At 69.5% G+C, this 26,410-nt stretch carries 22 protein-coding genes, 1 tRNA gene and 1 riboswitch; of the genes, 11 read left to right on the forward strand and 12 right to left on the reverse strand.

Annotated elements, in window-relative coordinates; all coding sequences use genetic code 11:
• Positions 1 to 58: 58 nt before the first annotated feature.
• Together ABZ863_RS24410 and ABZ863_RS24415 are read right to left on the reverse strand one after the other, a co-directional pair.
• On the reverse strand, positions 59 to 1,024 hold the full coding sequence (locus tag ABZ863_RS24410) for a MazG family protein (protein ID WP_358539697.1): 966 nt from the start codon (positions 1,022 to 1,024) through the stop codon (positions 59 to 61).
• On the reverse strand, positions 1,021 to 1,977 hold the full coding sequence (locus ABZ863_RS24415) for a SurA N-terminal domain-containing protein (protein WP_358539699.1): 957 nt from the start codon (positions 1,975 to 1,977) through the stop codon (positions 1,021 to 1,023). Before ABZ863_RS24415 ends, ABZ863_RS24410 begins: the two co-directional genes overlap by 4 nt.
• Positions 1,978 to 2,122: 145 nt before the next feature.
• On the opposite strand from ABZ863_RS24415, the gene ABZ863_RS24420 reads away from it, so the two are divergent.
• Positions 2,123 to 2,362 carry a hypothetical protein gene (locus ABZ863_RS24420; RefSeq protein WP_358539702.1) on the forward strand — a complete coding sequence of 80 codons (240 nt, stop codon included), beginning with the start codon at positions 2,123 to 2,125 and terminating at the stop codon, positions 2,360 to 2,362.
• Between the two features lies 1 nt (position 2,363).
• On the opposite strand, the gene mfd is transcribed toward ABZ863_RS24420, so the two are convergent.
• On the reverse strand, positions 2,364 to 5,918 hold the full coding sequence (mfd, locus tag ABZ863_RS24425; RefSeq protein WP_358539830.1) for a transcription-repair coupling factor: 3,555 nt from the start codon (positions 5,916 to 5,918) through the stop codon (positions 2,364 to 2,366).
• A gap of 138 nt (positions 5,919 to 6,056) precedes the next feature.
• On the opposite strand from mfd, the gene ABZ863_RS24430 reads away from it, so the two are divergent.
• Positions 6,057 to 7,256 carry a PQQ-dependent sugar dehydrogenase gene (locus ABZ863_RS24430; RefSeq protein ID WP_358539705.1) on the forward strand — a complete coding sequence of 400 codons (1,200 nt, stop codon included), beginning with the start codon at positions 6,057 to 6,059 and terminating at the stop codon, positions 7,254 to 7,256.
• 13 nt (positions 7,257 to 7,269) lie between these two features.
• Here the strand turns inward: ABZ863_RS24430 and ABZ863_RS24435 are convergent, their stop codons facing one another.
• Both ABZ863_RS24435 and ABZ863_RS24440 read right to left on the reverse strand, forming a co-directional pair.
• On the reverse strand, positions 7,270 to 7,869 hold the full coding sequence (locus tag ABZ863_RS24435) for a TetR/AcrR family transcriptional regulator (protein ID WP_358539707.1): 600 nt from the start codon (positions 7,867 to 7,869) through the stop codon (positions 7,270 to 7,272).
• Positions 7,870 to 7,976: 107 nt separating this feature from the next.
• Positions 7,977 to 8,933: an acyl-CoA desaturase gene (locus tag ABZ863_RS24440; RefSeq protein ID WP_358539709.1), complete on the reverse strand. Its 957-nt coding sequence runs from the start codon at positions 8,931 to 8,933 to the stop codon at positions 7,977 to 7,979.
• Positions 8,934 to 9,095: 162 nt separating this feature from the next.
• Between ABZ863_RS24440 and ABZ863_RS24445 the strand changes: the two genes are divergently transcribed.
• From ABZ863_RS24445 to ABZ863_RS24460, 4 genes are all read left to right on the forward strand, one after another.
• Positions 9,096 to 9,167, forward strand: a tRNA-Gln gene (locus ABZ863_RS24445).
• Between the two features lie 88 nt (positions 9,168 to 9,255).
• Positions 9,256 to 10,953 carry a GGDEF domain-containing protein gene (locus tag ABZ863_RS24450; RefSeq protein ID WP_358539832.1) on the forward strand — a complete coding sequence of 566 codons (1,698 nt, stop codon included), beginning with the start codon at positions 9,256 to 9,258 and terminating at the stop codon, positions 10,951 to 10,953.
• Positions 10,954 to 10,995: 42 nt separating this feature from the next.
• Positions 10,996 to 12,468, forward strand: a complete 1,473-nt coding sequence (gene glmU / locus ABZ863_RS24455; protein ID WP_358539833.1) for a bifunctional UDP-N-acetylglucosamine diphosphorylase/glucosamine-1-phosphate N-acetyltransferase GlmU — start codon at positions 10,996 to 10,998, stop codon at positions 12,466 to 12,468.
• The gene (locus ABZ863_RS24460) at positions 12,465 to 13,445 is read left to right on the forward strand and encodes a ribose-phosphate diphosphokinase (RefSeq protein WP_358539712.1); all 981 of its coding nucleotides are present in this window, start codon (positions 12,465 to 12,467) and stop codon (positions 13,443 to 13,445) included. Before glmU ends, ABZ863_RS24460 begins: the two co-directional genes overlap by 4 nt.
• A 257-nt stretch (positions 13,446 to 13,702) precedes the next feature.
• Here the strand turns inward: ABZ863_RS24460 and ABZ863_RS24465 are convergent, their stop codons facing one another.
• Entirely contained in the window at positions 13,703 to 14,581 is an 879-nt protein-coding gene (locus ABZ863_RS24465) for a sigma-70 family RNA polymerase sigma factor (protein WP_358539714.1), read from the reverse strand.
• Positions 14,582 to 14,732: 151 nt separating this feature from the next.
• Here ABZ863_RS24465 and ABZ863_RS24470 point away from each other — a divergent pair, with 151 nt between their 5' ends.
• The 5 genes from ABZ863_RS24470 to ABZ863_RS24490 all read left to right on the forward strand — a co-directional run bounded on the left by ABZ863_RS24470 (position 14,733) and on the right by ABZ863_RS24490 (position 17,578).
• On the forward strand, positions 14,733 to 15,188 hold the full coding sequence (locus tag ABZ863_RS24470) for a DoxX family protein (RefSeq protein WP_358539717.1): 456 nt from the start codon (positions 14,733 to 14,735) through the stop codon (positions 15,186 to 15,188).
• A gap of 315 nt (positions 15,189 to 15,503) precedes the next feature.
• Positions 15,504 to 16,142, forward strand: coding sequence for a 50S ribosomal protein L25/general stress protein Ctc (locus ABZ863_RS24475; RefSeq protein ID WP_358539719.1), 639 nt, complete (start codon positions 15,504 to 15,506; stop codon positions 16,140 to 16,142).
• A 9-nt stretch (positions 16,143 to 16,151) separates the two neighbouring features.
• On the forward strand, positions 16,152 to 16,745 hold the full coding sequence (gene pth, locus ABZ863_RS24480; protein WP_358539722.1) for an aminoacyl-tRNA hydrolase: 594 nt from the start codon (positions 16,152 to 16,154) through the stop codon (positions 16,743 to 16,745).
• Positions 16,746 to 16,900: 155 nt separating this feature from the next.
• Positions 16,901 to 17,227: a DivIVA domain-containing protein gene (locus ABZ863_RS24485; protein WP_358539724.1), complete on the forward strand. Its 327-nt coding sequence runs from the start codon at positions 16,901 to 16,903 to the stop codon at positions 17,225 to 17,227.
• On the forward strand, positions 17,228 to 17,578 hold the full coding sequence (locus ABZ863_RS24490; protein ID WP_358539727.1) for a DivIVA domain-containing protein: 351 nt from the start codon (positions 17,228 to 17,230) through the stop codon (positions 17,576 to 17,578). It begins immediately after the preceding gene.
• 19 nt (positions 17,579 to 17,597) lie between these two features.
• Here ABZ863_RS24490 and ABZ863_RS24495 read toward each other — a convergent pair whose 3' ends face one another.
• The 6 genes from ABZ863_RS24495 to ABZ863_RS24520 form a co-directional block, all read right to left on the reverse strand.
• The gene (locus ABZ863_RS24495; protein ID WP_358539730.1) at positions 17,598 to 19,283 is read right to left on the reverse strand and encodes a fatty acyl-AMP ligase; all 1,686 of its coding nucleotides are present in this window, start codon (positions 19,281 to 19,283) and stop codon (positions 17,598 to 17,600) included.
• 28 nt (positions 19,284 to 19,311) lie between these two features.
• Complete coding sequence (locus ABZ863_RS24500) at positions 19,312 to 21,090, reverse strand: ABC-F family ATP-binding cassette domain-containing protein (RefSeq protein WP_358539733.1); 1,779 nt, start codon at positions 21,088 to 21,090, stop codon at positions 19,312 to 19,314.
• 27 nt (positions 21,091 to 21,117) lie between these two features.
• On the reverse strand, positions 21,118 to 22,086 hold the full coding sequence (locus ABZ863_RS24505) for a 4-(cytidine 5'-diphospho)-2-C-methyl-D-erythritol kinase (RefSeq protein WP_358539736.1): 969 nt from the start codon (positions 22,084 to 22,086) through the stop codon (positions 21,118 to 21,120).
• A 218-nt stretch (positions 22,087 to 22,304) separates the two neighbouring features.
• Entirely contained in the window at positions 22,305 to 23,315 is a 1,011-nt protein-coding gene (locus tag ABZ863_RS24510; protein WP_358539739.1) for an ATP-binding cassette domain-containing protein, read from the reverse strand.
• Positions 23,316 to 23,502: 187 nt separating this feature from the next.
• Positions 23,503 to 23,592: riboswitch (SAM riboswitch) on the reverse strand.
• Between the two features lie 52 nt (positions 23,593 to 23,644).
• A complete protein-coding gene (gene rsmA / locus ABZ863_RS24515; protein WP_358539742.1) occupies positions 23,645 to 24,493 on the reverse strand; it encodes a 16S rRNA (adenine(1518)-N(6)/adenine(1519)-N(6))-dimethyltransferase RsmA in 849 nt (282 codons plus the stop codon).
• A 209-nt stretch (positions 24,494 to 24,702) separates the two neighbouring features.
• Positions 24,703 to 26,091, reverse strand: coding sequence for a transglycosylase family protein (locus ABZ863_RS24520; RefSeq protein ID WP_358539834.1), 1,389 nt, complete (start codon positions 26,089 to 26,091; stop codon positions 24,703 to 24,705).
• Between the last annotated feature and the right edge of the window lie 319 nt (positions 26,092 to 26,410).

A 26,410-nucleotide genomic window follows, 5' to 3' on the forward strand; every position in this document is an offset into this window, starting at 1 on the left:
GGGCGGTGAGCAGGAGCCTGCCGACAAACGGTCGCGGCGCGTCGATCACCCGACCAGGTTACGTGGATTGAACCGGCCAGAACCGGCGCCACCCGTCGGCGTCGAGCGTGACGGGGTCGATTCCCGCGTCCCTTGCGGCGCGTTCAGCAGCACGGACGTGCTCGGCGAAGTCCTTCGCGACCGCCCGCAGCACGCCCTCGGGGTCGACGCCGGCCCGGCGCGCGCCCGCCGCGATGCGGAACAGCCGCGAGCCCTCGTCGCCGCCGGCGGGAAAGAGGTCGAAGGGCACACCCGCGCGCCCGGTACGGTGCCCGAGCTTCCCGGCCAGCGCGATGGCGGGCTGGCCGAACGCCACGCCGTCGACAAGGGACTCCCTGCGCTTCTCCGCCTGTTTGAGCTCTTCCCAGCGCGCCTGCTGGTGCTCGGCGGTGTGCACGGCACGTCCACCTGCGAACACGTGCGGATGCCTGCCCACCAGCTTGGTGACGAGATCGTCGGCGACCTCGTCGATGTCGAAGGCGTCGGTCTGGTGCTCGGCCGCCACCCGCGCGTGGAAGAGGACCTGCAGCAGCACGTCCCCGAGCTCCTCGCGCAATGCCGCCCGGTCGCCGTCCTCGATCGCCTCCAGCAGTTCGTAGGTCTCCTCGATGAGGTACTGACGCAGCGACTCATGGCTCTGTGCCGCATCCCATGGGCAGCCCCCTGGCGACCGCAGCCTGTCCATCACCTCGGCGGCCCGCACGAGCGGCGGCACCGGGGCTTCGATCACCGTCGCGCCCGCACCGAGCAACGCGGCGGCACCGGGGTCGGCGGTACTCGCGGCGACGAGTACGACGCCGCGCTGCCCGGCGAGCTCGGCGGGGTCCGGAGCAGGCTTCGCGGCGAGCGCGACGCGGGTCGCCTCCGGTAGGCCCGGCGCCGCGAACACGTGCTCGGCACCCCGCAGCGCAGTCAGCGCCGCAGCGGGAAGCACCGCCGGCAGCACCGGGGACACGAGCACCACCGTCGAGGCGAGCGAGGTCATGGCTGAACGGTACGGGAGTCCAGCTGGTAGCCCGTCAGCTCCTCCTGGCTGGCAGCCGGGGACAGCGCGGTCGCGTCCCACACGCCGTAGCGCGGGTTGACACGAACGCCGAGCTCGTCGGCGATCGGCTGCAGCAGGCGCATTCCCGCGTAGTAGAGGTACTGCGGGCTCACCTGGCTCGCCGCGGAGGCCGCATCGCCGGTCGCGGGGCTCACGGTACGGTCACGCACGATCGCGACCAGCCACTCCGCCTGTTCCTGGCTGGGCTGGATGACCAGCACGCTGCCCTCGGCTGCGCCGAAAACGGCGCTCGCCGCGATCTCCGGCTGGTTCTGCAACGTCTGCGCGAGCGAGAGGGTGGTGTCGATCAGCTGGTGGCCGCCGCTCTCGACGAGCTGCTCCACGTTGGCCGGGTCGGCCGCGATCTTCCTGCCCAGCTCGAGCGCCTGCTCCTTCGCGGTCGCGCCGGGTGACTCGGTGACGATCGTCGTGCCCACGATCCGCACGGACAGACGGTCGAGGTAGCGCTGCGCCAGCTGCTGCACCAGGCTCTGATCGCTCGCGATGTCGCGGACCCGGCTCGGCTCGACACCCACGCGGCGCGCGACCGTCTCGGCTCCCCCGCTCCTTTCGATCAGCTCGTCGACCTCGGCCGGGTCGGCGCGCAGGCCCTCCCGTTCGGCGGCGACGGTGGTGAGCTGGTGGATGATCCGGTTGCGCACGACCTCGCGCGACTGCAGGTCGAACTTGCGCTGCTCCTGGGCCTGCGCGGCCTCGGGCACGTTGTCGAGCAGCCACTGGATCTCCGACTGCACGTCGTCCAGTGGGATCGAGTGATCCCCCACGATCGCGGCGGAGCTGACCTGGCTCGGCCCCGATCCACAACCGGCCAGGACCAGACCGGCGATCAGGGCGCTGAGCAAGGTGACGGGGCGGCGGATGATCCGGATCACAGTGCGTACCCTCTCACATCCGATCCGGGTTGTGGGGCCGCCCCAGTGTCCGGTCCAGCTTGTAGCGCAACGTGGCTCGCCACTCGGCCTTGTCCACCTTCTGGGGCACAATGCGATCGCAGCGCAACTGGGGAAGGGGCGCACCATGGCGGACAAGCGGGCACGCGTAGTGGATGGTGCCCAGACGGTGATCGCGATCGCCGGCGTGATGTTCGGGCTCGTGCCATTGGTGCGGTGGTTCTTCAGCGACGAGCACGGCGGACTGTTCCGCTGGGTGTTCGGCACACCGACCGGAGCCATGGGGTACGTGGCTCCGCTACTCGTGATCGGCGCCGTCGTCGCCGTCGTCCTCGCGCTCGAACCCCTCAAGCGCAGCCGGGCCTAGCTCAGACGGCAGCGGGCTGCCTGGTGAGCGAGGTCAACAGGGTCCGGCACCAGTCGAGTAGTGCCTCGTCGCGCAGCGGCGGCGCACCGATCCGGCCACCGGCCGCCCCCTCTGTCGGTTTCGGCACCGACACCGTGTGCGTGACGGCCTTGTACACGGCCTTCGGGTACAGGCGCTTGAGCCGCACCAGCTGCGAGTCCGCCAGCAACAGTGGTGTGAACCGGATCGTGCTGCCCTGCGTCGTCACCTCCGTGACCCCGGCATCACGGCACGACTGCCGGAACGCCGCCACCGCGAGCAGCCTGCGGACCGGCTCCGGCGGCTGGCCGTACCGGTCGATGAGCTCCTCGTACACCGCGGTCAGTCCCGCCCCGTCCGGCGCCGCCGCGATCTTGCGGTACGCCTCCAGCCGCAGCCGCTCCCCCGGCACGTAGTCGTGCGGGATGTGCGCGTCGATCGGCAGGTCCACCCGCACCTCCGCGGGCGCTTCCTCCTCCTCGGCCGGCGCCGCGCCCGCGTGCTTGCGGAACACGTCCACCGCCTCGCCGACCAGCCGCACGTAGAGGTCGAAACCGACGCCCGCGATATGCCCGGACTGCTCGGCGCCGAGGATGTTGCCTGCGCCGCGGATCTCCAGGTCCTTCATCGCGACCGCCATCCCGGCGCCCAGCTCGGTGTTCTGCGCGATCGTGGCGAGCCGGTCGTGTGCCGTCTCGGTGAGCGGCGACTCCGGCGGGTACAGGAAGTAGGCGTACCCACGCTCGCGGCCACGCCCGACCCGACCGCGCAGCTGGTGCAGCTGGGCCAGCCCGAGCAGGTCACCGCGCTCGACGATCAGCGTGTTGGCGTTGGAGATGTCCAGCCCGGTCTCGACGATGGTGGTGGAGACCAGTACGTCGAACTCACGCTCCCAGAAGCCCTGGATGATCTGCTCCAGCCGGTGCTCGTTCATCTGCCCGTGCGCGGTCACCACGCGTGCCTCGGGCACCAGTTCGCGCAGCCGCCGCGCTGCCTTCTCGATCGAGGAGACACGGTTGTGCACGAAGAAGACCTGGCCGTCGCGCAGCAGCTCCCTGCGGACCGCCGCGCCCACCTGCTTGTCGTCGTAGGCGCCGACGTAGGTCAGGATCGGGTGCCGGTCCTCCGGTGGCGTGAGGATCGTCGACATCTCCCGGATCCCGGCCATGCTCATCTCCAGCGTGCGCGGGATCGGGGTCGCCGACATCGTGAGCACGTCGACGTGTGTGCGCAGCGCCTTGATGTGTTCCTTGTGCTCGACGCCGAACCGCTGCTCCTCGTCGACGATCACCAGGCCGAGATCCTTGTACCGGATACCTGTCTGCAGTAGACGGTGCGTGCCGATGACGATGTCGATCTCACCGGCGGCGAGTCTCGCGATCGTCTTCTCCGACTCGTGCGGCTCGGTGAACCGGGACAAGCCCTTGATCGTCACCGGGAAAGAACGCATCCGCTCGCTGAACGTGTTGAGGTGCTGCTGCGCGAGCAGCGTCGTCGGCACGAGCACCACGACCTGCTTGCCGTCCTGCACCGCCTTGAAGGCGGCCCGCACGGCGATCTCGGTCTTGCCGTACCCGACATCGCCGCAGATGACGCGGTCCATCGGCACCCCGCGCTCCATGTCGACCTTGACCTCGTCGATCGCGGCCAGCTGGTCGGTGGTCTCCACGAACGGGAACGCGTCCTCCAGTTCCCGCTGCCACGGGGTGTCCGTCCCGAACGCGTGCCCCGGCGCGGCCTGCCTCGCGGCGTAGAGCTGGACGAGCTCCGCGGCGATCTCCTTGACCGCCTTGCGTGCCTTGGCCTTGGTGTTCTTCCAGTCGGAACCGCCGAGCTTGTTCAGCGTCGGCAGCTCGCCGCCGACGTAACGGGAGACCTCGTCGAGCTGGTCCGTCGGCACGTACAACCGGTCACCGGGGTGGCCACGCTTGGACGAGGCGTACTCCAGCACCAGGTACTCGCGAGTGGCCCCACCGACCGTGCGCTGCACCATCTCGACGAAACGGCCGATGCCGTGCTGGTCGTGCACGACATAGTCACCGGCCTTGAGAGCGATCGGATCGACGGCGTTGCGCCGCCGCGACGGCATCTTGGTGTTCAGATCACGCGCGGAACGCCCCGTCGTCGCGCCACGCCCGGTGAGGTCGGCCTCGCTGAGCACGACGAGCGCGCGCTCGGGCGCGACGAAACCCTCGCTGAGCCCGCCGCAGGTCACCGTGACCACGCCGGGTCGCGGCGGCTCGGTGAGGCCGTCGGCCAGCGTCGCGGGCACGTCGGCCGCGGACAACTGCTCGACCGCGCGCTTGGCCGTGCCTGCACCGGCGACGACCACGACGGCGGCACCGCCGGCCGCGGTGTGGGCACGCAGGTCCGTGCTCGCGCGCTCCAGCTCGCCACGGTAGGACGGCGCCGCCTCGATGCCGACGTGGTAGACGTCGTCCTCTGCGGTCAGCTGCGACAACGTCCACCACGCGCGGTCGGTCTCGCCGGCATGCGAGCGGATCTCGGCAAGAGCGCGATAGGCCGACGCACCGAGATCGATCGGCGCCTGCCCTCCACCAGCGGCACTCATCCACGACGCTTCGAGGAACTCCTGCCCGGTGCGCACCAGGTCGGCAGCGCGGGCGCGGATCTTCTCCGGATCGGTGAGCACGACATGGGTGCCATCGGGCATCGCGTCGGTGAGCAGCTGCAGATCGCCCTCGCAGAGGACCGGGATCAGCGCCTCCATGCCCTCACACGGGATGCCGTCGGCCAGCTTGGTGAGCATCTCCGCCAGGTGCGCGTCGGCGGCGTGCACCTCGGCGAGCTTCGCGGCACGGGCCTTGACGTCCCCGGTGAGCAGCAACTCCCGGCACGGCGCCGCACTCACCTCGGTGATCTCCCCTGGCAGGGAACGCTGGTCCGACACCGAGAACGCACGGATCTCACTGACCTCGTCGCCCCAGAACTCGATGCGGCGGGGGTGCTCGGCGGTGGGTCCGAAGAGGTCGAGGATGCCGCCGCGGACGGCGAACTCGCCGCGCTTCTCCACCATGTCGACGCGCGTGTAGGCGAGCTCGACGAGCCGGTCGAGCACACCCTCGAACTCGCTCTCCTGCCCGACCTTCAGCTCGATGGGCGAGAGCGTGCCGAGGCCCGGCGCCATCGGCTGGATGAGGCTGCGCACAGTGGCCACCACGACGCGCAGGCCCCCGTGCCCCGGCTGCGCGAGCCGGTGCAGCACCTCGAGGCGCTTGCCGACCGTGTCCGCCCGCGGGGAGAGCCGCTCGTGCGGCAGCGTCTCCCACGACGGGAAGTCGGTGACGACGTCCGGGCCGAGGAGGCTGCTCAGCGCCACGGTCAGCTCTTCGGTCTCCCGGCCCGTGGCGGTCACGGCCAGCACGGGACGTCCCGCGCCCTGCTCGGCGGCGAGCGCCGCGATCACCAGTTGGCGGGTCGCCGGGGCACCGTTCAGATCGAGCAGCGGTGCCCCCGCACGGTCGACGACCCCGCGAAGCGCGGGGTCGGGCAGTACCGCGGGCAGCAGTCCGGACAACAACGCTTCAGCCACGAGTTCCCCTCACATGAGGACAGACCCCTGCCTGGGACGAGACGGTGCAGGGGCGCTCGTCGTCCAGGGTACGCAGCGGCGGCCGCAAACGGCGACACAACCCGGGAAGGGCAGACTATGCCAATGCGCGTGCGCAAGCTCACCATTGCCGCTCTTGTCCTGCTCGCCGGTGTCGCAGGCGCCTGTACCAGTGGTGCGGCGGTACCGGACGGCAGGACTACCCCGACCACGGGCGCGCCTACGACGGGAGCGGCGCTGCGCATCGACGAGGTCGCCCACGGCCTCGAACATGGCTGGGATCTGGGTTTCCTGCCCGACGGCCGGATACTGCTGACCGAACGTCCAGGGCGGTTCAAGATCATCGATGGCGGCACCGTCACCGCCGTGCGAGCCGACACCTCCGACGTGTACGTGCGTGGCGAGGGCGGGCTGATGGGGCTGGTGCTGCATCCGGACTTCGCGCAGTCCCGGGAGTTCACGACCTGCCAGACGCACCAGGAGAACGGCCAGGCCGTGGATGTCCGGCTGGTCACCTGGCGGCTCGCGGATGACGATTCCAGCGCCACCAAGGTGCGGGATCTGCTCACCGGCCTGCCGATCAACCCCAGCGGGCGGCATTCCGGGTGCAGGCCGACGATCGCCGCGGACGGCGCGTTGCTCGTGGGAACGGGCGACACCGCTGGCGATCCGCACATCCCGCAGGACCGGCGCAGCCTCGGCGGCAAGGTGCTGCGGATCGACCTGGCGACCGGCGAGGGTCTGCCGGACAACCCGTTCGCCTCATCGCCGGACCCCAACGAGCGGCGCGTCTACACCTACGGACACCGCAACGTGCAGGGCGTCGCCGTGCGGCCGGGGTCAGGGCAGGTGTTCACGACCGAGCACGGGCCCGTCGGTTTCGACGAGATGAACCGGATCGAGCCGGGCGCCAACTACGGCTGGGACCCCTCGCAGGGTGGCACGGTGAACTTCTACGACGAGAACGTCCCGATGACCGATCTCCAACGGTTCCCGAACGCAATGAGTCCACTGTGGACTTCCGGTCAGACGTCGACCGAAGCGCCGTCCGGTGCCGCCTTCCTGTCGGGGCGGCAGTGGGGCAGTCTCGACGGCAGGCTCGCCGTGGTGGCCCTGCGCGGGCAGAAGATGCTGCTGTTCGCGCTCAACGAGGCGGGAACCGACGTGACGGAACTGTCGTTGCCGACCCAGCTCAACAACGCCTACGGCAGGCTGCGCGGCGTCCGCACCGGGCCGGACGGCGCACTGTACGTCACCACCTCCAACGGCACCAACGACAAACTCCTCCGCATCACGCCCGTCTAACCACGGCGGAGCCTCAGTGGTCGGTGAGGCGGAGTTTGGGTTTGTGTTCCAAATGGGACAAACCGTTCCAGGCGAGGTTGACCAGATGGGCAGCTACCTCGTCGCGTTTGGGTTTGCGTGCGTCGAGCCACCACTGCCCCGTCAGTGCCACCATGCCGACGAGGGCCTGCGCGTAGAGCGCCGCGAGCTTGTCGTCATAACCGCGCGCGGAGAACTCCTGGCCGAGGATGTGCTCGACCTGGCTGGCGATGTCGTTGAGGAGCGTGGAGAAAGTACCGGTCGAGCTGGCGACCGGTGAGTCCCGGACGAGGATGCGGAAGCCGTCCTGGGACTCCTCGACGTAGCTGAGCAGCGCCACGGCCGCCTGCTCGAGCATCGCGCGTGGATGCCCACCGTGCAAAGTGGACACCATCCGGTCGAGCAGCAGCTGCGTCTCGCGGTCCACGACGACGGCGTAGATGCCTTCCTTACCGCCGAAGTGCTCGTAGACCACCGGTTTGGAGACATTCGCACGGTGCGCGATCTCCTCGACGGAGGTGCCATCGAAGCCCTTTTGCGCGAAGAGCTCGCGTGCGACGTTGAGCAACTGCTGCCGACGCTCGGTTCCCGTCATCCGCACCCTCACCACCGGGGCACTCGGCCGCGCCCCGGTGGCTGCGTCCCGCTTCGCTCGCCGTCTAGCCGCCACCTGGGCAGACTACCGGCAGGGCCAGAACGGGCTTACTTTCCCGCAGCGGACAGCTTGGCCAGCCGGGTCGGCGTCGGCCAGCGCACGCTGTAGGCCCAGCCCAGCTTCTCGAACAACCAGATGACCCGCGCCGAGATGTCGATCTGGCCGCGCTGGACACCGTGCCGGGCCGAGGTCGGGTCGGCGTGGTGCAGGTTGTGCCAGGACTCACCGAACGACAGGATCGCCAGCGGCCAGAAGTTGGCGGAACGGTCCCGCGCGGTGAACGGCCGCTCGCCGATCATGTGGCAGATCGAGTTGACCGACCAGGTCACGTGGTGCAGCACGCACACGCGGACCAGCCCCGCCCAGAAGAAGGCGGTCACCGCGCCCCACAGCGACCACGTGAGCAGTCCGCCGAGCAGCGCGGGCAGCGTGAGCGAGAGCAGGGTCCACAGCCAGAACAGCTCGTCGACCTTCTTGATCGCCTTGTCCCTGACCAGGTCGGGCGCGAACCGGTGGATGTTGGTCTTGTCCCGTTCGAAGAGCCAGCCCATGTGCGCGTGCCAGAAGCCCTTGGAGATGGCCAGCGGCGAGGTGCCGAACAGCCACGGCGAGTGCGGGTCGCCCTCACGGTCGGAGAACGCGTGATGTCTGCGATGGTCGGCGACCCAGGTGATCACCGGCCCCTGCACGGCGAGACTGCCTGCGATCGCCATTGCGACGCGAAGCCACGGCTTGGCCTTGAACGAGCCGTGGGTGAAGTACCGGTGGTAGGACACCGTCACACCGAGACCGGAGATCGCGTAGAAGGCCACGAACAACGCCACGTCGACCCAGGTCAGTCCCCACCCCCAGGCGAAGGGGACGGCGGCGATCAGCGCGGCCAGCGGAGCGATCACGCCGAAGTACACCGAGAACTGGACGCCGCGCGTGCGCGTTCCTTCGAGGATCGGCTTGGGGCCATTATTGGCTGGTGCGGGGGGACCTTCGTCCAGGGTTGCCGTCATGCGCGTCACTTCTTTCCACGAACGGACCTAGCAAGGGTCACCTTACCTACGTTGCCGTAAGTTACGGTACAGGAGGTTGCGAGCCCCGGCGAGGGCCGAACGAGCAGTCCCGGCCCCTTCGGAAGCGCCCGGTTTGCCACTGGCTATCCTGACCAGGCGCGATCCGCCGTAGTGTAATTGGCAGCACTTCAGATTTTGGTTCTGACAGTCCAGGTTCGAGCCCTGGCGGCGGAGCAGGTGGCTTTGGCTGGCCCAAGGGGGTGTGAGGCGGCTGCACGAGGACCCGGACGCGGATGAGGCCCGTCGCCCGGCGTTAGGGGACATGTCCGACGCCTGGTTACTGGGACGCGCGCGTGAACTCATCGCCGCCGTGCAGCGCACCGAGCGCCCTGAGCAGCTCCGGGTCACCCGCACCCTCGACGAGCTTCTGGAAGAGACCCAGCGTCGCGGCGAACCACTGCTCATCGCCCAGATGCTCCGTGCGGCCGCGCTCGCCAGGCTCGTCACACGTGGCCTTGCCGAGGAAGCCGAGTCGCTACTCGACGAGATGCTCGCGCACACCAAACGGCACGGTCTCGCACTGCTCAGGGCAGACGCGCATGCGCTGCGCGGCAGGCGGCTCGTGCTGGCCGGGCAGGAGGATGCCGCGCTCACCGAAACCGCCAGGGCACTCGCGATCCTCGACGACGCGCCCAGCCGGGACCCGCAGCTGGGCAGGCGGGCGTGGGACCGGCTGCTGTCCTCCGCGCTCAACGACTGCTGGATCGTGCTCAACCAGCTCGGCGTCTACGAGGCCGCGGAAGAGGTCATCGCGCGCGCCCACCAGGCCATCCGCGACAGCGCAGGCCCGCACGAGATCACCCTGCAGCTGATGAACCGGGTCAAGATGCTGCTGGGCTGGGGGCTACGGCTGGAACGGGTGGGCCGGTACGACGAGGCAGGCGAGAAGTTCCGCACCGCCGCGTCGATGGCGATCGCCGTCGAGGCACCGTTCGCCGAGTCGCTGTTCCCCCGCGAAGCCGGGGTTCCCGCGGTCGACCAGGTCGGCGTGCTCGCCGCGTCGCTGGCGCTGGCCGCGCCGAGCTCCGCGCACATCGACCGGTTACAGCGGTTACACGGCACGGAGGGTTACCCGCATGAGAACATCATCGTGACGATCGCGCTGTCCCGGTGCCTGGAACGCGATGGCCACCACGACGAGGCGCTCCGGGCCCTCAAGGAGGTCCGGCACACGCAGGCCGAGGACAACTCGCAGCCGTCGATGCGCCTCAACCTCGTGCGCGAGCTCGCGCGGCTTGGCGAGGAGGGCAACGCGAGCGAGTCGGTGGAGCCGGAGAACAAACCGACCAGCCTGATCGCCGACTACGCGGCCGCGGTGGAGGCCGAACTGTGGTCTTTGCGGGAGTCCCAGATCGCGACGCTGAACACCCGCCGGGAGCACGAGCGGCTCTCCGCCGAGCACGGGGCGATCACCCAGCAGGCGTTGCAGGACCCCCTCACCGGCCTGCCCAACCGGCGGGCGCTCGACGAGCGCCTGCGTACGCTCGCGGCCTCGACGCAGGCGCAACCGCTGGCGGTCGCCCTCGTCGACCTTGACGGCTTCAAGGACGTCAACGACCAGCACTCGCATGCCGAGGGTGACGATGTGCTCCGGGTCGTCGCCAGCACGCTGCGCGACGCGCTTCGCGGTGACGACGTCGTGGCCCGATACGGCGGCGACGAGTTCATCGTGCTGCTGCCCGGCGCCCCGCAGTCGGCCGCGACACAGGCGCTGAACCGTTCCGTCAAGGCGGTGGCGTCGCTGCCGCACCATCTCTCGCACGGTGTGACGTTGTCGGTGGGACTGGTTTCGCTGCGCCCGCAGGAGCGCGCCGAAGAGGTCCTCTCTCGTGCCGATGCGGCCATGTACCAAGCAAAACGGCGCGGTGGCAACCGGATCGCCGCGTCCCCTCAGCCGGGTGGTGAAACGGCCGACGCGCCCGGAACCGACCCAACGTTGGATGAGGCCGAGCCCACGTAGGATCGTGGCCCGGTACAGACCCTGGTGATTGTGAGGACGACCGTGACCGGTTCGCTGAGCACCGTGATCCTCGCCGCAGGTGAGGGCACCCGCATGCGCTCGGACATTCCGAAAGTGCTGCATCCCATCGCCGGCAGGCCACTCGTCGAGCACGCCGTCCGCGCGGCTGCCGGGCTCGACCCCGACCAGCTCGTCGTCGTCGTCGGCCACGGCCGCGACGCGGTGACCGAACGCCTGAGCGCGCTCGGCGGCGCGCTCGGCAGGCCCGTGACGACCGCCGTACAGGAAACCCAGGACGGCACCGGGCACGCTGTCTCCTGCGCACTGGACGCGCTGCCGCCCGGCCTTTCGGGCACGGTACTGGTGACCTACGGCGACGTGCCGTTGCTAGACACCGAGACGCTGTCGACACTGCTCGCCGAGCACACGCGCCGCGCCAACGCGGTGACGGTCCTGACCGCGGTGGCCGAGAACCCGGAAGGCTACGGCCGCATCGTGCGCGACGCCTCCGGCGCGCTCACCGGCATCGTGGAACACAAGGACGCGACCGACGAGCAGCTCGCCATCACGGAGATCAACTCCGGTGTCTATGCCTTCGACGCGGATGTGCTCGCCGACGGGCTCGCCAGGCTGTCCACCGACAACGCGCAGGGCGAGCTGTACCTGACCGACGTGCTCGGCAGCGCGCGAGCCGACGGCAGGACCGTGGGCGCCCTCGTCGTGGACGATCCGTGGCTCACCGAGGGCATCAACGACCGCGTGCAGCTGTCCAAGCTGGCGGCCGAGCTGAACCGGCGGATCGTGCAGCGCTGGCAGCTGGCCGGCGTGACCGTGATCGACCCCGCCTCGACCTGGGTGGACGCCGGGGTGACCCTTGGCCGCGACGTGGTCATCGCACCGGGCGTGCAGCTGCACGGTGAGACGGCCGTTGGCGAAGGCGCGCGGATCGGGCCCGACTCGACGCTGACGAACGTGACGGTCGGCGCCCGCGCGAACGTCGCGCGAACGCACGGCAGCGACTCGGTCATCGGCGAGGACGCGCAGGTGGGCCCCTTCGCCTATCTGCGGCCAGGCACCCGGCTCGGCGTCAAGGGCAAGATCGGCACGTTCGTGGAGACCAAGAACGCCGACATCGGCACCGGAACGAAGGTGCCGCACCTGACCTACGTCGGGGATGCGACGATTGGGGAGTACAGCAACATCGGCGCGTCCAGCGTGTTCGTCAACTACGACGGTGTGACCAAGCACCACACCAGCATCGGCTCGTACGTACGTACGGGCTCGGACACCATGTTCGTGGCGCCCGTCACCGTGGGGGACGGCGCGTACAGTGGCGCCGGCACGGTGATCCGTCAGGACGTACCGCCGGGTGCGCTCGCGGTATCGGGGGCACCACAACGGAACATCGAAGGCTGGGTGCCGCGGCGCAGGCCGGGCACCCCAGCGGCGGAGGCAGCGGAAAGGGCACTCGCCGCACTGCAGGAAACCGATACCGACGGGGAGTCGCAAGAATGAGCCCGAAGTCCGGCACGCCGAAGAAGAACCTGATGCTCTTCTCCGGCCGGTCACATGTCGAACTCGCGGAAGAGGTGGCCAAGCACCTCAATGTGACGATCACCCCGCAAACCGTGCACTCCTTCGCCAACGGCGAGATCTACGTGCGGTTCCAGGAGTCGGTGCGTGGTTCGGACGCGTTCCTCATCCAGAGCTACCCGCCGCCCATCAACGAGTGGATCATGGAACAGCTGATCATGGTGGACGCGCTCAAGCGCGCCAGCGCCAAGCGCATCACCGTGATCATGCCGTTCTACCCGTACTCTCGCCAGGACAAGAAGCACAAGGGACGCGAACCGATCTCGGCGCGGCTGATCGCCGACCTGTTCAAGACCGCGGGAGCCGACCGGATCATGACGGTCGACCTGCACACCGCGCAGATCCAGGGCTTCTTCGACGGCCCGGTCGACCACCTGCTCGCGCAGACCGTGCTCGCCGACCACATCAGGGAGACCTACGGCGGCGCCGACATGACGGTGGTCTCTCCCGACTCCGGCCGGGTGCGGCTCGCCGAGAAGTGGGCGCAGCAGCTCGGCGACCGGCCGATCGCGTTCATCCACAAGACCCGCGACCCCGACAAGCCCAACCAGGCGGTCGCCAACCGCGTCGTCGGCGAAGTACGCGGGCGGCTGTGCGTGCTGATCGACGACATGATCGACACGGGCGGCACGATCACCAAGGCCGCCGACGCGCTGCTCGCCGAGGGCGCCTCCGACGTCGTGATCGCCTCGACCCACGGCATCCTCTCCGACCCGGCCACGGAACGACTCGCCAACTGCAAGGCGCGCGAGGTGATCATCACCAACACGCTGCCGATTCCGGAGGAGAAGCGGTTCCCGGGGCTGACGGTGCTGTCGATCGCGCCGCTGCTCGCCCGCGCGATCCAGGAGGTCTTCGAGGACGGCTCCGTCACGAGCCTCTTCGACGGCAGCGCGTAGATCACGTAGCCACTGCCCGGTGCGGCGAAGGCCACCATCCCTGCGATGGTGGCCTTCGCCGCGTCTGGGCGCTGTACCCCGAAGGTCGCGCTGACACGGCCGCGCACGTCCGCCGGCCATGCCGCGAGTGGCCCGGGTCCGCCTGGTGGACGCCCGCGTTACCTACCCACGACCAGCTGAACCGCGACCGCGCAGTCAGCCAAACGGTCGTCGGCACCGGCCTTCCGCATGCGGGATCTGTGTGTGCTCGAGGTGTGTCAGTCGTTGAGCACCACTAGATCGAGCGTGTGGAGGTGCTGGGAATTCGCAATCAGATTGATCTCGGTGATTTTGCCTGTGGAGGTCGTGAAGGCGAAGGCCACGCGTGGTCGGCCGGCCTGAGTCCACAACGCGCCGGGGACCCCGTCGATCAGTGCCAGACGTGCGTGGAGGGCGCGGCCGGAGAGAGTGTCGGCGACCGCCGAGGCGCCATGGACCAGCCCGGTTGCGCCCATCACCGTGGCGGCACGGTCGGCGCGGAGCACGGCGTCCGGGTGCAGTATCTCGAGCAACGCGTTGAAGTCACCGCGCCGCGAAGCAGCGAGAAACGCACGCACGATCTCCCGCTGTCGGGCCAGGTCGGTGCCGGGGGACGGTGCCGCTCTCTGGATGCGGCGCCGGGCTCGGCTGGCGAGCTTTCTGGCCGCAGCCGGCGTCCGGTCGACGATGGGAGCGATCTCCTCGAACGGCACAGCGAACACGTCGTGCAGCACGAAGGCCAGGCGCTCGTTGGGAGCCAACGTGTCCAGCACCACCAGCAGTGCAAGGCCGACCGAGTCGGACAAGATCGCCTGGTGCTCGGGGTCGCCACCTGTGTCGTCGCTGCTGTGAGCCAGCTGCAGCACGGGCACGTCCAAGGGATCTTCGCTCCGCGCGGTGCGTGAGCGCAGCATGGTCAGCGCCACGCGGGCGACGACGGTGGTGAGCCACCCGCGCAGGTTCTCCACCTCGCTGGTGTAGGACCGGTTGAGCCTGAGCCAGGCTTCCTGGACGGCATCGTCGGCCTCGGCCGCCGAGCCAAGGATCTGGTAGGCCACCGCCCGCAGATGCCCGCGGTGCTCCTCGAACCGATCGGTCAGAAAAGCGTGTTCGCTCATCGGTCACATTCCTCTGTCGCAGCAAGTCATTGTCTATGACTCGCGAAACGTCGCGGGTGTGACGAGCAGCAGGACGACCACGCCAGGTGGCGGCACCGTGGTGTCGTTCAGCGCGGCTTGAGCGCACCCGTTCTCCATCGGAGGAAGCATCATGTCCGCACGCATCCCGCCATGGCTGCGCATGGCCTTCTACTGGGTCCTGGCCGCAGAGTTCTTCGTCGGCTTCGCCACCAAGTTCTGGCCGGGCCCGACGTTCTTTGGTCCTGCGTACTCGGTGAAATTCGTCGATTGGGGCTTTCCCGCCTGGTTCAGGTTCGTCGCAGGCGCCATCGAGCTGATCTGCGCGATCTTGCTGGTCATCCCACACAAACGGTTCAGATTCATCGGTGCCGCGGGTCTGGTCTTCCTCCTCACCGCCGCGGTCACCACGCACCTCATCGATGACGCGGCCCTGTACGAAGAGGTCTCGGCACCCATCCACCTGGTGATCATGACCATGGTCGCCCTGGCGAACTGGCCAGCCGACTGGAAAGACCTCATACACCCGCAGCGGGACAACCGCGCCGCGCCGGCAAGCGCACGAGGCGTTGAGCACAGCACCCCTTGATTGGCGCCATCGATTAAGCGTGACGGGGCGAACCCGCCCGGAGGTGGCGTCCACGGCGTTGCTGAGTCGGCCATGGAGACGTTCGCACCCGTGGTGGGGGCGCTGCGCGGCCAGTGACGGCCCCGTCAGAGGGGCGCTGGCGGCTGGACTAGACTGTGCGGGTTGTCTCGGCGAGGCGGGCTGGACTTGCAACACCCGGACCCGACGTGATCGACGCGGCGGCTTGAGTAGCCACCCGTGTTCGTGCACGCCTGGAACTCGCCGCCGGACAGCCGCCAGCAACACAGCAGACCCCACCGCAAGGAGTGCATCCCCGTGTCCGAGGTACGTCTGACGGTCGAACCACGCACCGAGTTCGGCAAGGGCGCGGCCCGCCGCACCCGTCGTTCCGGCAAGATCCCTGCGGTGCTGTACGGCCACGGCGTCGACCCGCGGCACCTGGCACTGCCGGCCCTCGAGTTCGCCCGCGTGATCCGCGACAACGGCCAGAACGCCGTGCTGACGCTGGACGTCGCCGGCGCCAACGGCTCGGAGAAGGGCACCGAGCTGGCGCTGACCAAGACGGTGACCTTCCACCCGCTCAGGAACTACATCGAGCACGTCGACCTGCTCGTGGTGCGCCGTGGCGAGAAGGTCACGGTCGACGTGCCGGTCGTGCTGACCGGCGACGCCGCCCCCGGCACCCTGGTGCACCAGGATCTGGACACCATCCAGGTCGAGGTCGAGGCGCTGCACATCCCGGACCAGTTCGAGGTCTCGGTCGAGGACGTCGCGGCAGGCACCCAGATCCTCGCCTCGCAGATCGCGCTGCCCAGCGGCGCGACCCTCGTGACCGACGCCGACGCCATGGTGGTGGCCGTCAATGAGGCGCCGTCCGAGGCAGCCATGGAGGCCGGTGTCGACACCGAGGGCGCCGGTGTGGTTCAGGACCAGTCGGCCGGCGAGGGCGAGTAGGCACCTCCCGTGGAGCACGATCTGCCGGGTGCCGGCGAGCTGGTGTTGCTCGTCGGCCTCGGCAATCCGGGGCCCCGCTACGCGGGCAACCGGCACAACGTCGGGTTCCTCGTTCTCGACGAGCTCGCCGGACGCATCGGCGGGAAGTTCAAGGCGCACAAAGGTGGCGCCGAAGTACTCGAAGGGCACCTCGGCGGGCGCAAGGTCGTGCTCGCCAAGCCGCGCTCGTTCATGAACCTCTCCGGCGGCCCGGTCGCCGGTACCGCACGGTTCTACAAGATCCCCCCGAGCGGCATCGTCGTCGTGCACGACGAACTGGACATCCCCTACGGGGCACTCCGGCTCAAGCTCGGCGGCGGCGACAACGGCCACAATGGACTGCGCTCCATCACGAAGTCGTTGGGCACCAAGGACTACTACCGGGTCCGGTTCGGCGTCGGCCGCCCGCCCGGTCGGATGGATCCCGCGGACTTCGTCCTCAAGGACTTCGCCACCGTCGAGCGCCGCGAACTGGCGCTGAACCTCGACCGGTGCGCGGACGCCGTCGAGGAACTGATCTCCCACGGCCTGACCGCGGCACAGAACATCTTCCACGCCAGCTGACGCCTAGCTCTGCGTGATCAATCCCTCACTCGATGGCGTTTTCCAACGCCCCTGTTCGAGTCGACGACCCTCTCCGAGCCTTCCCGGAGTCCCTGCCAGCGGCTAGGACGGAATACGGGATGAGTGCCGAACGAGCCGAACCCAGGAGAGGCCCCATGTCGTTCACGGCTGAAGACGTACGCACGATCGCTTTCAGCAATGCTCCTATTGGCCGCCGAGGCTACGCCAAGCACGAGGTCGACGACTTCGTGCAGCGGATCGCGAAGACCCTCTCCAACGAAGACGACCTGACCGCCGCCGAGGTGCACCACGTCCAGTTCGGGCGCCCGCAGATCGGCAAGCGTGGTTACGACGAGCGTCAGGTCGACGACTTCCTCGACCAGGTCGAGGAAACGCTGGTCAGCCGCAGCGGCGTGCAGCCACACCGCGTGCCGGCAGCCCGGGAGTCCTCCCCTGTCATCGAGCACGCCCAGGATCGCTAAATGGCTGTAACGCCCGAGGACGTGCACGACATCCGCTTCCCGGATGCGCCGTTCGGGACGCGCGGCTACAACGAGGCGCAGGTGGACGCCTTCCTCGACCGGATCGCCGCGACTCTGGACGGGGAGGACGACGTGAGCGCGGCCGAGGTGCACAACGTCGCCTTCAACCTCACGCCGCTGGGCAAGCGCGGTGGCTACGACCAGGCGGCTGTCGACACCTTCCTGCGCGCTGTCGAGAGCACACTGGCCGCGAAGGCGGGCGCCGTGCTGAGCGGCCCCTACGTCGCCCCCGCGCTGGAGCACAGCCACGCACGCAAACCGTTGTGGCGCCGGGGCCGGTCAGTTCGCTGACCGGCCCCGGTTGCCGTTGTCAGGCGCCGGCGTCGATCTGCTCGCGGAACTGGACAGCCGTCGCGGCGCGCTTCACCTTGCCGGACGGCGTCTTCGGCAGACTGCCCGCCGGCAGCACGACCACCGCGTACGGGCGCGCATCGACGGCGTCACGCACCCGTGCGGCAACTTCCTTGGCCAGCCGGCGTTCCTCCTCGGCGTCACCGGCCAGTTTGGACTCCAGCACCACGGCGAACCGCTCCCGCCGGGTGCCGGCGTCGATGCGGACCGCGACCGCATTGCCGGCGCGCACACCCGCCACCGCCGTGGCGGCACGTTCGATGTCGGTCGGGTAGACGTTGCGGCCCCCGAGGATGATGACGTCCTTACTGCGCCCGCAGATGACGATCTGGCCGCCGTCGACGAGGTAGCCGAGGTCGCCGGTGGCGAACCAGCCGCCTGCGTCCTGGGTGGCAGCGGGGCCGTTCATGGTGAGGTAGCCCGGCGAGACGGCTTCGCCGCGCAGGCGGATCTCGCCGACCTGTCGCTCACCGAGTACAGTGCCGTGCTCGTCCACGATCTGCGCTTCGAGACCGTCCAGCGGCTTGCCGAGCACCGCGAAGCCACGCACGGCATCGGTGCCGCGGCGCGGATCGCCCTCCGGCACCGGCACGGCACGGTTGTCACCCTCCAGCGGCCGCGCTTCGATGACGTCCACGGTGAGCCCGGTGAACAGCGGCGCGAACGACACGGCGAGGGTGGCCTCGGCCAGCCCGTAGGCGGGGAAGACGCATTCGGCAGGCATCTTGAACCGGGCACCGGCGTCGCTGAAGGTCCGCACCGCCGTGGCGTCGATCGGCTCGGCGCCGTTGAGCGCGATGCGCAGAGTGGACAGGTCGTAGGCGCCGTCGTCCTCGATACGAGCCAGGCGCCTGCCGACAATGGCGTAGGCGAAGTTGGGTGCGGCCGTGACCGTGCCCTGATAGCGGCTGATGAGCTCAGGCCAGACGAGCGGGCCACTGAGGAACTCGACCGGGGTGATCTTGACGAGCTCGACGCCGAACGTCATGGGCAGCGTCAGGAAGCCGACCATGCCCATGTCGTGAAAGGTGGGCAGCCACGAGACCATGACATCGCGCTCGAAGTCGAGCTCGGCGCGATCGACCATGGCCTTGATGTTGGAGTACAGGTTGCCGTGAGTGATCCGCACGGCCTTGGGATCGGCGGTCGAGCCACTGGTGAGCTGCAGCAGCGCGAGGGCTTCCTCGCTGACCGGCACGGCCTCGCCGAGCGGCTCCGCGCCGAGGAGGTCGTCGATCGTGCGGTAGTCGATGCCGTGCTCGGTGAGCACCGGGGCGAGCTGGTCGAACGGCTCACCAAGCAGCACCAGCCTGGAGCCGATCATGTCGAGCACCGTGAGGGTGTCACCGGCCCACTGACCGAGATCGGTGCGCAGCGTCGGCTGATGCAGCATCGTGACGCTGCCCCCGGCGAGCCAGGTGCCCTGCACGGTCGGCGCGATCAGGTCGGGTGCGGCCGCGAGCACGGCGACGGCGCTGCCCGGTTCCAGCCCGGCTGCCACGAGCCCACCCGCCACTCGCCGCGCACGCTCATGCACCTCGGACCACGTTCTGCGGACGGGTTCACGGGGCTCCCCAGTGACCATGCCGCGCTGCCGACCACCCGCGTTCGCGGTGGCGACCATCGTCTCCACGAACCGACTCATGAGCAGACCTTAGCTGTGCCCGTCCAGCTCATTCGACGGTCTCGGAGATCTCGAGCCATTTGGCCTCCACGTCGTCCTTCTCGACGAGCAGCGCCTTCAGCTCGGCATTGAGTTCCATCAGCCGGTCCGGGTCGGTCGCCGCCGCGGCGAGCGCATCGTGCAGCACGGCCTCCCGCTCGTGCAGGGTGTCGAGCCTGCGCTCCAGTTTGGCCAGTTCCTTCGCCGCCGCCCGCCACTGCGCCGCGGTGACCTTCGGCTGCCCGTTCGGCGAGTCCGGCTCCTGGCGCCTGTCGCCGGGAGCCGAGCTGTCCAGCTGCACGGCTCGGCGTTGGAGGTACTCGTCGATGCCGCCGGGCAGGTGAGTGATCGTGCCGTCGCCGAAGAGGGCGAGCACCGCATCGCACACCCGCTCAACCAGGTAGCGGTCGTGCGAGACGACCACCAGCGTGCCCGGCCACGAGTCGAGCAGGTCCTCCAGCTGCTGCAGGGTGTCGATGTCGAGGTCGTTGGTCGGCTCGTCGAGCAGCAGCACGTTCGGCTCCGCCATCAACAGCCGCACCAGCTGCAGGCGGCGCCGCTCGCCGCCGGAGAGATCGGCCACGGGTGTCCACTGCCGCGCGGGCGGGAAGCCGAGCCGTTCGGCGAGCTGCGACGCGCTCAGCTCGTACTTGCCGAGCGTGACCCGAGCCGCGACTTCCTCAACGGCCTGCAGCACCCGCAGGTCCCCCGGCAGGTCGTCCAGCTCCTGCCGCAGATGCGCGAGGCGGACCGTCTTGCCTTCGATCCGCCTGCCCGTCGCCGGCTGCGAATCGCCGGCCAGCAGGCGCAGCAGGCTCGTCTTGCCGGAGCCGTTGACGCCGACGAGCCCGATCCGGTCCCCTGGTCCGATCCGCCACGTCAGGTGGTCCAGCAGCGTGCGCTCCCCCACCGACAGCGAGACGTCCTCGAGCTCCAGCACGGTCTTGCCGAGACGGCGCTTGGCGAAGGCGAGCAGTTCGACGCCGTCGCGGGGCTCGGGCACGTCCGTGATCAGCGCCTCGGCGGCTTCGACGCGGTAGCGCGGCTTCGAGGTGCGGGCCCGCGCGCCCCGCTGCAGCCACGCCAGTTCCTTGCGGGCGAGGTTGCGCCGCTTCTCCTCGGCGGTCGCGGCGAGCCGGGCCCGCTCGGCGCGGGCGTAGACCCAGTCCGCGTAACCGCCCTCGTACTGCTCGACCCTGCCGCCGACCACCTCCCACGTGCGGCCGCACACGGTGTCGAGGAACCACCGGTCGTGCGTGACGACGACCAGCGCGGTCTTGCGCGCGAGCAGGTGCTCGGCGAGCCAGCGGACACCTTCGACGTCGAGATGGTTGGTGGGCTCATCGAGCACAACGAGGTCGAGTTCGGCCACGAGCGCGGCGGCGAGTGCGACACGGCGACGCTCGCCACCGGACAGGGTCGCCGTCGGTGTCGCCAGGCCGATCGCGGCGATGCCCAGACCATCCACAATGGAACGAACGCGGGCGTCGGCCGCCCATTCGTGCTCCGCTGCGTAGTCGGCGAGCACGACATCGCGCACCATGCTGCCCTCGGGCAGTGTGGTGCGCTGGGTGACCACACGCAGCCGCAGATCACGAACGCGGCTGACCCGCCCCGAGTCCGGCGCGCCCAGCCCCGCGAGGACCTCCAGCAGCGTGGTCTTGCCACCGCCGTTGAGACCGACGACGCCGATGCGATCGCCTTCACCGACGCCGAGCGAGACGTCGTCGAGCAGCATGCGCTCGCCGTAGGACTTGCTGACGGACTCGACATTGACCAGGTTGGCCATCCGTTCGGTAACCCTTCCCACGATGAGTTATGCGTGCACTTGCGGCGGCACCGGACGCCGCGGCGCGTCGTCACCGCCGACGACGCGCGCACCCGGTACCGGTCCGTGCGCGACCCGGACCGTACGGCACACGCCGGCGCCGGCCAGCTCGGCCGCCACCCTCAGCGCCGATTCGGCGTCCTCGCACAGGAACGCGCAGGTGGGGCCGGAGCCGGACACGGTACCCGCCAGCGCACCGGCATTCACCCCAGCGCGCAGGGTGCGCCGCAGCCCAGGGCGCAGCGAGACCGCCGCCGCCTGCAGGTCGTTGCCGAGCAGGAGCGCCAGCTGACGCGGGTCACCGGAGGACAGCGCCTCGACCACCGGGGTATGCGAGCCGATACGGGGCGGGTCACCCGCGGCGCGGAGCCGGTCGAGCTCGGTGTAGACCCGCGGCGTCGACAGGCCGCGCTCATCGAACGCGAGCACCCAGTGGAAGGTGTGCCGGCACAGCACCGGCACCAGCTCCTCGCCGCGACCGGTCCCCAGCGCTGTGCCGCCGTAGAGGGCGAACGGAACATCGCTGCCGAGTGTGGCTGCGATGTGGGCGAGCTCGTCACGTCCGCTCTCGAGCTTCCACAGTGAGCTGAGCCCGACGAGCGTGGCGGCCGCATCGGCACTGCCGCCTGCCATTCCGCCCGCTACCGGGATGCCCTTGCGCAGCACCACGCGGACCTTCTCCGTGTCCGGAGTACGGCCGACGTGCGCCGCAAGTGCGAGCACGGCACGCCAGGCGAGGTTGCCCTCGTCGGTCGGCACGGTTTTGGCTCCCTCGCCGTGGACCTCGACGCCGGACTCCTCGGCAATGGCGACGGTGACCTCGTCGGTGAGTGAAAGCGCTTGGAAGATCGTGGACAGCTCGTGGTAGCCGTCCTTGCGTGCCTCGCCGACCGAGAGGTGCAGGTTGATCTTGCTGGGCACCTTCACGGTGACGGGCGGGGGAACGACGGCTAGCACGCGTCAAGCGTACTTGGCGTGCTCAGCCGGGCGGCGCGACCAGCTCTAACGCCACAGCGAGCGCCACCTCGGGCAGGGCACGCCTCGGCGCCGGACTACTGATCCAACGCCAGACAGCTTCTCAAGCGGCGTAGCCGCATTTTCGCCACCTACACAACCTGCACCGCCGCGGGTTCCGCCACCCGCACCGCTCCCCAGATGACCAACAGCCTCTTCAGTCAGGCGGCGACGTTGCGGAGGCCGTAGAGGGTGTGGGTGACGTGGCCACCGCGCTCGACGATCCAGGCCAGCGCGGCATCGGCCCGCTGACCGCGGACACCGAGCCGGAACCGCGCCACCGGTGTGTCGCCGACGCGGGTGAGCCCGCCGCCGATGGTGGCCAGCTCGACGTCGAAGCGGCCGGCCGCCTCGGGCAGCAGCGCACCAACGGCCGCGAAACCGATCAGCACCACGTCGACGGCGACGTCGTACTGCGCTGCCTGCGCTCGCGACGTCTCGATCGAGGGCAGCAGCTCGTTGGCGATCCGGCTGCCTGCCTTGCCGAGCAGCCCCAGCACGTTGCCGCTCTCCACGACCCGCCCCTGATCGAGGAGGGCGACGTCGTCGCAGACGCGCCGCGCCACCCCGGCATCGGGCGTCGTGACGACCACGGTGGCGCCCAGCTCGGCGCGTGCGCGGTCCAGCACTGCCAGTACCGAACCGGACTCCTCGGCGGTCACGCCGTTCGTCGGGTCATCGGCGAGCAGCACGGCAGGGCCCCCGACGAGTGCCCTCGCGAGGGCGACCCGGCGCCGCTGGCCCGAGGTCAGCTCGTTGGGCAGCTGTCCGGCGCGCCGGGACAGGCCGATCAGGTCGAGCAGGGATGCCACGCGCTGGCGCCGCTGCGGGCCATCGACACCGAGCAGCTCCAGCGGCGCGGCGACGTTACCGGCGACCGTCCGCTCCGGCTGCAGGCGCGGGTCGAGCACGGCGAGCTGGCGGCGGGTGTCGCGCAGCTTGCGGCCATCCAGGGTGGCGGTGTTGAGGCCGTCGAACCGCACGACACCGCGGTCCGGCCGCTCCTGAAGTGCCACGCAGCGAGCGAGCGTCGACTTGCCGGAACCGGCCGGGCCGACGACCCCGTACAGCGAGCCCGCCTGCACCGCGAGGCTCACATCGCGCAGCGCGACGACCGGCGTACCGGTGTCGCTACTGGAAAATGACTTGCTGACATTTTCGACGGTGATCACGAAAGCTCCAAGGCAGCTCAGCTCACAGCGACGGCCGCCAAGTCTGGGACGGTCGCTGGAGAAAGGCGAAGAGGAAGGAAGCGGATTGGGTCAGGCGATGGCGTTGGAGCTACGACACGCACTGACCGTGCGACGACCTTGATCGACGACGCGGCGCCTGGTGAGCATTCGCGAGCGGTACACGAGTCCTCCATCGGTCCTGGCGTTAGCACCTGCCCTCGGCGGGTGGTTGCTGCGACGTCGGCGAGCCAGGTCTCTCAGTCGCTCGGGATGGATGCCCTCAAAGTACACCCGAACCGGCTACCGCTGCGCAAGCCTGCGGAGCGAGATCACACTAGTGCCGCAAGTCGGGCGAAATCGTCCACCGTGAGCTGCTCGCCGCGCGTGCGCGGGTCGATGCCCGCCGCGACCAGCAGTTCGCCGGCCCGCTCCGCGGAACCCGCCCACGCCGCCAGTGCCGCCCGCAGTGTCTTGCGGCGCTGGGAGAACGCGGCGTCGACGGCAGCGAAGACCGCCGCGCGGTCTGCACCGCCACGCGGTTCACCCCGCTCGAACGCCACGAGTGAGGAGTCGACATTCGGTACCGGCCAGAACACTGCCCGCGGTACCGCCGCGACCTTGCGCGCGCTGCCGTACCACGCGAGCTTCACGCTCGGGACGCCGTAGACCCGGCTGCCGGGGCCCGCGGCCATCCGGTCGGCGACCTCGGTCTGGACCATGACGAGGACGTGGCACAGTGACGGCAGCTCGGCCAGCAGGTGCAGGACCACGGGCACGGCCACGTTGTAGGGCAGGTTCGCCACGAGCGCGGTCGGCGGTTCGGGAAGCTGGTTCGCCCGCAGCCGCAACGCATCGGCTCCGAGAACGGTCAGCGCTTCGACGGACGCGGGGGCATGTGCACGCACGGTCTCCGGCAGGCGGCCGGCGAGCACCGGATCGATCTCGACGGCCACCACGCGTGCACCCGTGCCGAGCAGGCCGAGCGTCAGCGACCCGAGGCCGGGGCCGACCTCCAGCACCACGTCACCGGCTCCGACTCCGGCGAGGTCGACGATGCGGCGCACGGTGTTGGCATCGTGCACGAAGTTCTGGCCGAGCTTCTTGGTCGGCCGCACGTCGAGTTCAGCAGCCAGCCCGCGGATCTCGGCGGGCCCGAGCAAGCCCGGTGTATCCGTCACCGGATCACCTTAGACGCCCCCCACGAGCGCATCCCCAGCAGCAGCGAAGCGACCTTTCAGCACCCAAGGCCACCTTGGTTGCATTGAATGCAACCAAGGTGGCCTTGGGGAACAACTACAGACGACCTGCTGGTCAGGCTCGACGGAACCACGCCCGCCAAGGCGAGGAGCCCGCACCGTGGGGCTGCGGGGGTCGCCCCCGCAATGCCTCAGCGCGGCAGGCCGAGCTTGGAGGAGCAGGCCGGCCACGCGCCGTAGCCGCCGCGGTCGTCACGGACCTTCGTGGCGATCGCGATCTGCTGCTCGCGGGTCGCGTCGTTCGGGTAGGACGCGTACTGGCTGCCGCCGTAGGCGTCCCAGGTGCTCTTGTTGAACTGCAGACCACCGTAGTAGCCGTTGCCCGTGTTGATGGCCCAGTTGCCGCCCGACTCGCACTGCGCCAGCGAGTCCCACGTGCCGCCGTTGGTGACCACCGGCTGCGGGGGCTGCTTCGTGCCCACGCGCACGATCTTTGCTTCGGCCTCTTTGACGATCTTGCTCGACAGCTCTTCGCGAGCAACTTCCTGGTCGTTCTTCTTCGTCACCCGGTAGGTGACGATCATCTCGCCGGGCGTGCCCTCGTTGTCGACGATCTCCGTGCCCTGCTCCAGCTCAGGGTCCTCGACGGTCTCGACCTCGGGCTCGATCACCTCGGTCTCGTTGACCACCGAGACGCCGGTGCGGCTGATGTGGACCTCGGCACCGTCGAGAAGCTTGAACTCGAGGCCGCCGGCGACCTCGTCGTCCGGGCCGAGGCTCAGCCCGAGCTCCGTGAGCAGTTCCTGCGCGGACAGGGCGTTCGTGGACACCTCGCGCGGGTCGCCGCCGCCGTCGAAGAGGGTGATGTTCTTGAGGGTCTTGATCTCCAGGGTCATGCCGTCGAGCGGCACCTCACTGGCGACCGGTGTGGAGAACCAGGTGCCCTGCGTGTTCAGGTCCGCGAGGCCGAGCTGGCCCAGTGCCTCATCGACCGTCGTGGCGCGGACCCACGCCTCGCGCTCCACACCGTCGACCACCATGGTGAGCAGGCGCCCACGCTCGAGCTTGATGACGCCACCGTCGCCGACGGCGGCCTGCGGCGAGGGGGAGAGCGAGTCGTGCGCGCCGACCGTGACGCCGGCATCCTGCAGCACCTCGCCGACGGTGCCGCCGAAGCTGCGGACCGTCTGGCGCTCGCCGTCGACGTCGAGGGTGACGCTCTTATTCATCGCGAGCGCCGCGGCACCGCCGCCGGTGAGCGTGATCATCACCGCGAGGACGGCGCCCTTGAGGAAGCGCTTCTTCCAGGTCTTGACCGCGGTGGCGAGCCCGTCCTCGGGCTCCGCGAGCACCTGCGCGGTCTTGCCGACACGGTCCGCACTGGCCTCGTCGGGAACGACGATCGGCGGGAGCATCGTGGTCTCGGCGTTGATCAGCCTGATGAGCTCGTCGACGTCGACGTCCGCCTCGGACATCAGGTTGTCGGCATCGGGACCGAGCGCCATGAGGACGTCGTGACGGGTGACGCGGGGGTCGTCGGAGAACTCGACCCCTCCGAGGCCGGCCGACCGGTCGAGCAGGGCCGTCGAGGCGCCGCCGGGTCTCGGCGCGGCGTCGAGGTCCGCGTCAGTGCGCCCGTAGCTACCAGTCACAGGGTCGATCCCTTTCGCGTAAGGCCAGGACTCCCCCAGTCAGCGCCGTCCCTAGCGCCCTGTGAGGCGCTCCCCGACGTACACCGACGTGACTGTGGGCCAACCAGTTGGCGACTCGATGCGAACCACCATCCGGTACGGTCACGGGACAGTAACGAAGGCTGCGGGGTTGCGCAAACACACCCCGGAGCGTCGTGACCTTTGTCACTACACCAGTCGACGGATGGGCTCGCACGAATGTCGCAGT

Origin of the sequence: Saccharomonospora sp. NPDC046836, assembly GCF_040645195.1 — a bacterium.
Classification (GTDB): Bacteria; Actinomycetota; Actinomycetes; order Mycobacteriales; family Pseudonocardiaceae; genus Prauserella_A.

Excerpts from the sequence above, each read along its gene's own strand:
- ABZ863_RS24410 (WP_358539697.1), bottom strand. The coding sequence starts at position 1,024 with ATGACCTCGCTCGCCTCGACGGTGGTGCTCGTGTCCCCGGTGCTGCCG.
- ABZ863_RS24420 (WP_358539702.1), top strand. The coding sequence starts at position 2,123 with ATGGCGGACAAGCGGGCACGCGTAGTGGATGGTGCCCAGACGGTGATC.
- ABZ863_RS24430 (WP_358539705.1), top strand. The coding sequence starts at position 6,057 with ATGCGCGTGCGCAAGCTCACCATTGCCGCTCTTGTCCTGCTCGCCGGT.
- ABZ863_RS24435 (WP_358539707.1), bottom strand. The coding sequence starts at position 7,869 with ATGACGGGAACCGAGCGTCGGCAGCAGTTGCTCAACGTCGCACGCGAG.
- ABZ863_RS24440 (WP_358539709.1), bottom strand. The coding sequence starts at position 8,933 with ATGACGGCAACCCTGGACGAAGGTCCCCCCGCACCAGCCAATAATGGC.
- ABZ863_RS24450 (WP_358539832.1), top strand. The coding sequence starts at position 9,256 with ATGTCCGACGCCTGGTTACTGGGACGCGCGCGTGAACTCATCGCCGCC.
- ABZ863_RS24460 (WP_358539712.1), top strand. The coding sequence starts at position 12,465 with ATGAGCCCGAAGTCCGGCACGCCGAAGAAGAACCTGATGCTCTTCTCC.
- ABZ863_RS24465 (WP_358539714.1), bottom strand. The coding sequence starts at position 14,581 with ATGAGCGAACACGCTTTTCTGACCGATCGGTTCGAGGAGCACCGCGGG.
- ABZ863_RS24470 (WP_358539717.1), top strand. The coding sequence starts at position 14,733 with ATGTCCGCACGCATCCCGCCATGGCTGCGCATGGCCTTCTACTGGGTC.
- ABZ863_RS24485 (WP_358539724.1), top strand. The coding sequence starts at position 16,901 with ATGTCGTTCACGGCTGAAGACGTACGCACGATCGCTTTCAGCAATGCT.
- ABZ863_RS24490 (WP_358539727.1), top strand. The coding sequence starts at position 17,228 with ATGGCTGTAACGCCCGAGGACGTGCACGACATCCGCTTCCCGGATGCG.
- ABZ863_RS24495 (WP_358539730.1), bottom strand. The coding sequence starts at position 19,283 with ATGAGTCGGTTCGTGGAGACGATGGTCGCCACCGCGAACGCGGGTGGT.
- ABZ863_RS24500 (WP_358539733.1), bottom strand. The coding sequence starts at position 21,090 with ATGGCCAACCTGGTCAATGTCGAGTCCGTCAGCAAGTCCTACGGCGAG.